Annotated in this window: 1 protein-coding gene; it reads left to right on the top strand. The window is 68.5% G+C overall.

Translation table 11 applies throughout. The features are described 5' to 3' along the window. Window positions 1–504, top strand: a 504-nt coding sequence (locus tag ABFY07_RS42980) for an amidohydrolase family protein (RefSeq protein ID WP_346179648.1), incomplete at both ends; no start/stop codon positions are given.

Raw genomic sequence — 504 nt, 5'->3', positions numbered from 1 at the left:
CCGGACCGGCTGATCCCGATCCAGATCCCCTACCTGCTGGACGTCGAGTTCGCGGCCGCGGAGGTCCGGCGCAATGCCGAGCGGGGCTTCAAGGCCCTGACGTTCCCCGAGGCCCCGCACAAGCTCGGCCTGCCCTCCCTCCACACCGGACACTGGGACCCGCTCTTCGCGGCCTGCGACGAGACCGGGACGACCGTCTGTCTCCACGTCGGTTCGTCGTCCGACGCGCCCACCACCGCGCCCGACGCACCGATCGACACGACATCGGTGCTGTTCTTCGGGCAGGCCATGTTCACCGCGGTGGACTGGCTCTACTCGAAGATCGCGGTCCGCAACCCGGGGCTGAAGATCTGCTTCTCCGAGGGCGGCATCGCCTGGGTGCCCGGGGTCATCGACCGGCTCAACCACATCGAGCCCTACCAGCGGATCTTCGGCACGTGGAAGGGCCTCGACATGTCGCCCGCCGAGCTGTTCCACCGCAACTTCTGGTTCTGCGCGCTCGAC

It is taken from the genome of Streptomyces sparsogenes subsp. cuspidosporus (assembly GCF_039532705.1).
Lineage (GTDB): Bacteria > Actinomycetota > Actinomycetes > Streptomycetales > Streptomycetaceae > Streptomyces > Streptomyces sparsogenes.
Note: the sequence above shows the minus strand (reverse complement) of the source record. Positions and strands in the feature narration are given on the sequence as shown.